This window comes from Micromonospora sp. NPDC002411 (assembly GCF_053592955.1).
Window position 1 is genome coordinate 1 of sequence record NZ_JBSFBM010000292.1, and the last position, 8,476, is coordinate 8,476.

Genomic DNA, 8,476 nt, shown 5'->3' on the forward strand with positions numbered 1-8,476 from the left:
GCTGCGCCTCGGGTTGCCGCAGCCGGGGCAGGACCGCCGCGAACACCTGGAGTACGGCCCCGACCGCGAGCACCCCGAACGCGGACCAGACCGGGGCCAGCCCGGCGACCAGACCGGCGGTGAGCACGAAGAGTTGCGCCATCAGCGACGCGAAGAGCCAACCGAGGATGCGGGCCCGCTGGGTGGTGCCGAACAGGGCCGCCACCACGCCCACGCCGACCGCCCCGCCCAGCGTGAACAGGGTGAGTTCCCGGGCGGCGAGGCTCCCGGCGAGCCCGGCGCCGCCGGCGGCCAACCCGATGACGAACACCAGGACCCGGGCCAGCCGCAGCGAGCGGGCCCGTTCGGCCAGCGGCGGCGGTGGGGTCAACGCGAGGCCGAGCATCGCGATGGTGAAGACGGAGAGCGCGGCGAGGGTGCTCGCCGGCCAACCGCTGCCCAACGCGATGGGCGTGATCAACAGCGTGACGGCGGCCCCGGGCAGCACCACCGGCACGGCTCGGGAGCGCCGTCCACCGCTGAAGCCGGTGGCCGCGAGCGCGGCGGTCGCGGTGAGCAGCAGCGCGGTCAGCACGTGGGTGGGATCGACCACGTCCGGGGGCGGGGTGAGCAGCTCCGGCGGCGGGCCGTCCCAGATCCGGGTCAGTGTGCGGTGCGGCTCGACCAGCGCGGCGACCAGCGCGGGGGCGATCGAGGCGAGAGCCAGGGCGGTCGGGAGGGCCGCCGCGGCCAGCGCACCGGCTGCGGGGTTGAAACGCCACCGCCGTCGCTCCGGGTCGTCCGGCAGCCGGCGTAGGGCCCCGTCGAGGCGTACCGCCCAACGCCGGACCGGTTGGGCGGCGCCGGTGGGCGGCACGGTGGCCGCTCGGATCAGCTCGGCCAGCACGCCGAGCAGTGCCGCGGCGGCCGCGTAGACACCTGCGGCGAGGCCGGTGGGGATCGCGGCGAGGGCACTGATGGTGGCGCCGCCGACCACAGCGGCGCTGACCCAGGGCAGATATTGCGGTACCTGCCGGCGGACCGCCGCTACGGCGGCCAGGCCGAGGCTGGACGCGGCCAGCGCCGCAGTCAGCACCACTTGCGCCGAGTGTTCGAACTCGGCGGCCAGCGCCGCCACCGCACCGGGAAGAGCCAGCAGCGCCGCGCCGAGGGCCGCACCACCGATCTGTGCCAGGTGCGGCGGCATCCCCTCGGTGTCGATGTCGGTCACCTGCGGGCCGGCCAGGACGCGGGCCAGCGTGGCCACCACCACGCCGATGAGCGCGATGCTGCCCAGTGCCAGCGCCGTCGTCCACGGCCGGACCAGGCCGGCTCCGGCGGCGTGCAATGCGACCACCCCGGCCACTGTGGCCCGGGACAGCGCGGCGCGGGCCTCCTCGGTGGCGACCGCGGCGATCCCGTACACGGTGGCGACCATGCCGCCGACCAGGACCGGCGACCACCAGGCCAGGTCGAACGCGGCGGGTGCGCCGATCGTGGCGAGCACCGCCGCCACGCCGGACGCGTCCCAGCGCCAGGGCGGCGGGAGCAGGATGCCGGCGGCGAGGGCCAACAGCGCCAACGCGACGGGCGCCTGCCAGGTGGAGCCGCCGACGGGAGCGGCGGGCCAGCCGCTCAGGTCACCCCTCCAGATCGGACCCGGGGTGGCGAGCACGCCGACCCCGCCGCGCACCGCGGACCATCCGGCGAGTACGCCGATGAGGAGGCCACCGACGGTGAGGCCGAGGATCGGCCCGCGTCGCCACTCCTCCGGCATGCTGCGTGCGCCGACCGCGACGACCAGGACGAGGGCGGCGGCCACCGCCAACTGCCCGCCCGGTGCGAGCACCGCGCCGATCCGCACCAGTGTGGCGACCAGGGCGGTGGTAACGGCGGCGGCGGCCAGGTCGGAGCCGTCGAGGGTGAGGTCGGCGCGACGGCCAGCGTCGATGGAGGGGGCCAGGAAGAGCAGCACCGCCGCGACCAGCAGGAGCGCACCGACCCAGGCGTCGGCGACGGTGGCGCCGGGCGCGCCGAACGCGGCGGCGGTGACGAGCAGCGCGCCCAGCCCGGTGCCGACCGACAGCGGCGCGGGGATGCGGCGCTGGGAGACCTGCACGATCGCGGCGTAGCCGAGAGTCAGGCAGACGGCCAGGAAGCTGGCCGCCAGCACCGGGACGGTCACCTCCCGGAGACTCGCCGGGGTGGGAGTCGGGTCGACCGGCATGGTGGCGGTCACGAACGCGGCCACCGCCCCGGGCAACGCGAACGCGGCACCACCGGCGGCCCAGGCGGTGACCGTGTCGGAGGCGGCCGAGGCGATCCGGATCCGGGGTGCCAACGCGACCAGGGTGCCGGCCACGAACAGGGTGATCAGGACCGCAGCGGTGAGTGCGGGGCGGGTGAGGCTGGCACCGGCACCGAAGAGGCCCACCACCGCCGCGCCGACGGCGTGCGCCACCGCGGCGCGGTCGGTGCGGGCGGAGAGCCCGATGACACCGATGCCGATCGAGGTGATCACCATCGGCCACGGGGCTGCCGCCCAGCCGAGACCCAACGAGGCCGGAACGGCGAGCGCGGTCAGGGCCGCGCCGGCGACCGCGAACTCGCGGCGGATCTCCGGAGGCAGCGCCAGCACCGCAGCGATGGTGAGCAGGAACGCGGCACCCGCGAGCTGCCAGGTGGTCGGTCCGACCGCCGCCGCCAGTTCGGCCGGGTACCGGCTGAGGTCGGCGCCCCAGGCGGGCAGCGCCGCCCGGACCGGTGCGACCCCGGCGCGTAGTGCGCCACCGGCGACCACCAGGCCGCTGACCGTCAGCGCCACCGCCGAGGCGATCTGCGGACCACGGCGGGCGGCCTCGGGGACCGCGCGGACCGCCAGCCCGGTCACCGTGATGACCAGCGCGATCAGCAGCAGCGCCCGGCCGGGCAGCGCCACCGAGACGATTCGGCTGAGCGCACCGATCACGGCCAGGGTGACGATGCCGGCCGCGATGTCGGGCAACGGCGGTCGACGCAGCACCAGCGCGCCGGCCAGCCCGACCGCGGCGGCCAGTAGCAGCACCATCCCGGCGCCGGTGGCCGTCGGCACGGTCTGCGCCCGCAGCAGGGCGGTGACCGCGTACGCCAGGGCGACGGCGACCGCCACCGCGTGCAGCAACCAGGTCAGCTCGCGCAGCCCGGGCACCGGGCGGGCGGGTCGCGGGTCGGCGGAGCCCGCGTCGGCGTCGATCAGCTCGGCGGCCTCCTCCGGGTCGCCCTCCGGCCGGCTCTCGGCGTTGCGTTGGCGAGGCGCCGACGAGGCGTCCGGCAGTGGCAGGTCCTGCTGGACGGGGCGTTCCAGCACCACGCCGGAGCGGGCCAGCCCGAGGTCGACGACGGCGACCAGGGCCAGCACCAGCGCCCAGCCGCCTGGGCCGGTGATCCGGTCGTATGCGAGCAGCGGCAGCACCGGCTGTGCGGCGAGCACGGTGGCGAAGCGGGGTGCGCGCAGGCCTGTCCAGCCGGCGTACCCGAATGCGACGGCCGCCGTGACCGCGAAGATCACCCCGCTGAAGACGGTGGCGGAGACGCCGCCGGTGCCGATCCGGTCCACCGCCCAGAGGGCGTTACCGGCCAGCGGTACGAGGAGGAGGCCGACCGCGGCGATGGTCTCGGCGGTCGAGGTGAGCCCGCGCCGGGCCAGCACGGGCGGTGCGAGCAGCATCAGCACGGTGGCCAGGAGCAGGATGCCGAGCCGGGCCACCGCGTCCATCGAGCTGGTCGCCACCGCGGCGAAGACCACAGCGGCCACGCCGAGCAGCAGCGCGCCCAGCCCGAGGGGGATGTTCTGCACCTCGCGCGACGAGGCCTCCGGCGGGTGCTCCGGGTCGTCCGCGTCGAGCCATCGGGGTGTCGGCGGCGGGTCCTCCGGGGGGTGCGGAGTGTTCTGGCGGGGCACCCGGGGAGGCGCGCCGGTGGTGGCGGTCGGTGGCCGCCGGCCAGGGCGGCGGCGCAGCACGCGACGGGGTCGGGTGGCCTGCTTGACCCGCTCCTCGCCGGCGTGGGCGAGGATGTCCCGCTGGAAGAGCGCGGCCTGCATCTTGGCGGCGATCTGCCGTTGCTCACGGGCGATGGCAGCGTCGCGCGCCTTCATCTCCGCGATGGAACGCTCGATGTCCGCCAGGTGCTCGACCCACTGTGGCTGGTCGGCCCCACAGTGCGGGCATCGGACGGCCGGCTTGATCTCCCGGCCGCACGAGGAGCATTGAAAGGTCGCCACGACACCCCTCCACCCGCACTGTGGACTCCCACTGTCGCAGCATGCCCAAAGCTGGCGCGGATTTCGACACTTGTCGGCGGGTCCGGGGCAAACAACATCATCGGCCGGCCGCGTGGAGCGCTTCGCGGCCGGCCGATGAGTGGTGAATCGTCAGGGGCGGCCCATGCCCCGGTACTCCCAGCCGGCCTGGGTCCACAGTGCCGAGTCGAGGCAGTTGCGCCCGTCTACGACCTTGCGGCCGCCGACCAGCTCGCCCAGGGCGACCGGGTCGGCGTTGCGGAAGTCCGCCCACTCGGTGAGGACGCAGACCAGGTCGGCGCCGGTGACTGCCTCGTTGATGCCGGGCTCGTAGGTCAGCTCGGGCACCGCGCGGCGGGCGTTGTCGGTGCCCTGCGGGTCGTACACGTGCACGTCGGCACCGGCCTTGTGCAGCAGCGCGGCGACGGCGAGCGCCGGGGCGTCGCGGACGTCGTCGGTGTTGGGCTTGAAGGTGGCGCCGAGCACGGCGATCCGGGTGCCGGAGAAGTCCGGTCCGGCCGGCCCGGAGCGGCGGCCGAGCAGGTCCGCGGCGAGGTTCAGCACCCGGGTACGGCGGCGCAGGTTGATCAGGTCGACCTCGTGCAGGAAACGCAGCGCCTCGCCGGCACCCAACTCCTGGGCCCGGGCCTGGAACGCCCGGATGTCCTTCGGCAGGCAGGCGCCGCCGAAGCCGAGGCCGGCCTGGAGGAACCGGTTGCCGATGCGCGGGTCGTAGCCGATCGCGCGGGCCAGTTGGGTGACGTCGCCGCCGGAGGCCTCGCAGACCTCGGCCATGGCGTTGATGAAGGAGATCTTGGTGGCGAGGAAGGCGTTCGCGGCGACCTTGACCAGCTCGGCGGTGGCGAAGTCGGTGACCACCAGGGGCACCTCGCGGTCCTCGGTGGCGGCCAGGTCGAACACGCCCTTGTGCGCGGCGTAGAGCATGCCGTTCGCCCACTCGCTCTTCACGCCCACGACGATCCGGTTGGGGCGCAGGACGTCGTCGACGGCGAAGCCCTCCTGGAGGAACTCGGGGCTCCACGCCACCTCGACGCCGAGGTCGTCGGGGGTGTGCTTGCCGACGAGCTGTTCCACCCACTCGGCCGTGCCCACCGGCACGGTGGACTTGCCGACGATCAGGGCCTTGCGGGTCAGGTGCTGCGCGAGGCTGGTGACCGACGCCTCGACGTACGACAGGTCGGCGCCCATCCCGTCGGCTCGCTGGGGGGTGCCGACGCAGATGAAGTGCACGTCACCGAAGTCGGCGGTCTCGGCGATGTCGGTGCTGAACCGCAGGCGTCCGGCGGCGAGGTTGCGCCGGAGCAGCTCGTCCAGGCCGGGCTCGTGGATCGGCACCTGACCGGCGTTCAGCATCGCGATCTTGTCCGCGTCGACGTCGAAACCGAGCACGTCGTAGCCCAGCTCGGCGTAGCAGATGGCGTACGTGGCACCGAGGTAGCCGGTCCCCAGGAACGTCACCCGCGGCCGAGGCGCGCCCGAGGGCGGTGTCACCGCGGCGATGGCGGGGGTCGGCTGGATGGTGGGGTAGGGGATCGTCACGCCTGTCTTCTCCGCTCGCACTGGCGGCGCGTCGTCGCGTCGCATTCTGCTGCGGCGCCTGGGCGGGGCACCGGAGGGTGGCTCACTGTCTGCCCTCCATCATTGCCCAGCGGCGTGGGTGCACCCTCATGCCCATGCCTACGCGCCGGTAACATCTCCTGAACTGCAGTCGCTAGTCTTCAGTCTGCTCGGTCAGCGGTCCGGAGTCGTCACAGACTGCGCATGATAGCGGTGAAGGGGAGGGGCCGACATGGCCGCAGGGGAGTCGTTCGACGTCTACCGGTTGCCCGATGAGCACCAGGCGATCCGGGAGGCGGTCCGGGAGGTCTGCGCTGCGAAGGTGGCCCCGCACGCCGCCGAGGCCGACGAGACCGGGGAGTTCCCCAAGGCGTCCTACGACGCGCTGCGAGCGGCCGACTTCCACGCCCCCCACATCCCCGAGGAGTACGGCGGGGCGGGCGCGGACGCGCTGGCCACCGCGATCGTGATCGAGGAGGTCGCCCGCGCCTGCGCGTCCTCCTCGTTGATCCCGGCGGTGAACAAACTTGGCACGATGCCGCTGCTGTTGTCCGGTTCCGAGGAGATCAAGCGCCGCTATCTGACGCCGGTCGCGGCGGGTGAGGCCATGTTCTCGTACTGCCTCTCCGAGCCGGAGGCGGGCAGCGACGCGGCGTCGATGACCACCCGGGCGGTGCGTGACGGGGATCACTGGGTGCTCAACGGCGTGAAGCGCTGGATCACCAACGCCGGCGTGTCGGAGTTCTACACCGTCTTCGCCGTCACCGACCCGTCCGCGCGGTCCCGGGGCATCTCGGCCTTCGTGGTCGAGAAGTCCGATGCCGGGGTGAGCTTCGGCGCGCCGGAGAAGAAGCTGGGCATCAAGGGCTCGCCGACCCGCGAGGTCTACCTCGACAACGTGCGGATCCCCGCCGACCGGATGATCGGCGCGGAGGGCACCGGCTTCGCCACCGCGATGAAGACCCTGGACCACACCCGCGTCACCATCGCCGCGCAGGCCGTCGGGATCGCGCAGGGCGCGCTCGACTACGCCAAGGGGTACGTGACGGAGCGCCGGCAGTTCGGCAAGGCGGTCGCCGAGTTCCAGGGCATCCAGTTCATGCTCGCCGACATGGGCATGAAGTTGGAGGCGGCCCGGCAGCTCACGTACGCGGCCGCCGGCAAGTCCGAGCGGGGCGACGCGGACCTCACCTACTTCGGCGCGGCGGCCAAGTGTTTCGCCTCGGACGCCGCCATGGAGATCACCACAGATGCGGTGCAGTTGCTCGGTGGCTACGGCTACACCCGGGACTACCCGGTCGAGCGGATGATGCGGGACGCCAAGATCACCCAGATCTACGAGGGCACCAACCAGGTGCAGCGCATCGTCATGGCCCGGCAGTTGCTGGCCGGCGTCGTCTAGGGCGCGTAGCCGCCGGTGGTCCGGTGCGCCGACACCGGCGCGCCGGACCACCGGCGGTTCCGTCACCGGTCGGGCGCTGTCTCGCTGGCGGGTCGGAGCGGGCCGCCGCGCAGCGCGTACGCCAGCAGACCGGTCACGGCCAGCACTGTGGCGCAGACGGTGGCAGCCGTGGTGCCGGCGGGCTGGGTCAGCCAACTGGCGACCTGTACCCGCACGTCAGCGCTCGGCCCCAGGAACGGCAGGACCGCGATGAGGGTCCAGGTGAGCGGGGCGATCCAGGACAGCGCGGCGCCGAACACTGCGGTGCCGAGCGCGGTCAGCCCGAGCAGGCCGGCGGTGTTGCGCAGCACGAGGGCGAGCGGCTCGTACCGCACGTCGGTGAGTGCGCTGAGCGACAGCAGGGCGGTGATCACGGCGGCGGCGATGAGCAGGTGCCCGGCCCGCCGCAGTGGCCAGTTGACCGACGCGGTGTGGTCGAGGGCGTCGTCGGCGCCGTTGAGGGTGGCCCCGAGCGCGACCACCGCCAGCATGATGGTGAGGCTGGCCGTACGGGCGTTGATCGTCGTCGAGGTCGTGTAGGTCGACGACATCACCCATGCCAGCACGATCACCGCGGTCGCGACACCCAGGGCGAGGGGCACCCGACGGGAGCGCAGGTAGAGCTGGAGCCACCTCACGGCTTGTCCTCGGGCAGGAGCGCCAGCAGGTCGTCGTAGCGGCAGTCCAGCGCTGCCTCCCGTGCCGCCGCCATCCGTTGGCGCTGCTCGGCCTGCGGCAGGCTCACCAGCGCCTGGTAGGCACGCTGTGCCCGCTCAGCGTCCGCGCGATCCCACCAGGACTCCAGTGTCGGTGGCTGGTCGGTCAGCCAGGCGGCGGCGACCATCCGGGCGAGGGGCTCGTCGTCCCGCTCCGACCCTTCGCCACACTCCTGCTGCCAGGCGGCCCGGAGCAGGGACGGCCGGAAGTAGTCGTCGGACAGGTCGGCGCCTCCGGTGCTGGTGATCGTCGGGGCCTCGAAGACGACGGTGTCGACGGGGTGCCGGGGCGGTGACAGGTCGGGGGTGAGTTGCGCCCAGTAGGCGACCTGTCGGGTCTCCACCGCCCGGACCGGGGCGTTGGGTAGCTTCGCCGCCATCACGGCCCAGGACTACTGGCAACAGCACTGGCAGCAGACCCACGGCGACAAGGCCGGCTCCATGGCCGGCAACCCACCCAACCCCTACCTCGCCCAGGAGACC

At 73.7% G+C, this 8,476-nt stretch carries 5 protein-coding genes; 1 reads left to right on the top strand and 4 read right to left on the bottom strand.

The window, feature by feature from the left end; all coding sequences use genetic code 11:
- The coding region (locus ACWCO3_RS26985) for an SCO7613 C-terminal domain-containing membrane protein (RefSeq protein ID WP_450012695.1) at positions 1 to 4,240 on the bottom strand (4,240 nt) is incomplete at its 3' end.
- Positions 4,241 to 4,390: 150 nt separating this feature from the next.
- Positions 4,391 to 5,818 carry a UDP-glucose dehydrogenase family protein gene (locus ACWCO3_RS26990; RefSeq protein WP_145786376.1) on the bottom strand — a complete coding sequence of 476 codons (1,428 nt, stop codon included), beginning with the start codon at positions 5,816 to 5,818 and terminating at the stop codon, positions 4,391 to 4,393.
- A gap of 250 nt (positions 5,819 to 6,068) precedes the next feature.
- Here ACWCO3_RS26990 and ACWCO3_RS26995 point away from each other — a divergent pair, with 250 nt between their 5' ends.
- Positions 6,069 to 7,238, top strand: coding sequence for an acyl-CoA dehydrogenase family protein (locus ACWCO3_RS26995; protein WP_355022941.1), 1,170 nt, complete (start codon positions 6,069 to 6,071; stop codon positions 7,236 to 7,238).
- 62 nt (positions 7,239 to 7,300) lie between these two features.
- Here ACWCO3_RS26995 and ACWCO3_RS27000 read toward each other — a convergent pair whose 3' ends face one another.
- Positions 7,301 to 7,915: a hypothetical protein gene (locus ACWCO3_RS27000; protein ID WP_450012698.1), complete on the bottom strand. Its 615-nt coding sequence runs from the start codon at positions 7,913 to 7,915 to the stop codon at positions 7,301 to 7,303.
- Positions 7,912 to 8,337 (bottom strand): hypothetical protein, encoded by a 426-nt coding sequence (locus tag ACWCO3_RS27005; protein WP_450012700.1) that lies wholly within the window; start codon positions 8,335 to 8,337, stop codon positions 7,912 to 7,914. Before ACWCO3_RS27005 ends, ACWCO3_RS27000 begins: the two co-directional genes overlap by 4 nt.
- Positions 8,338 to 8,476: the final 139 nt, after the last annotated feature.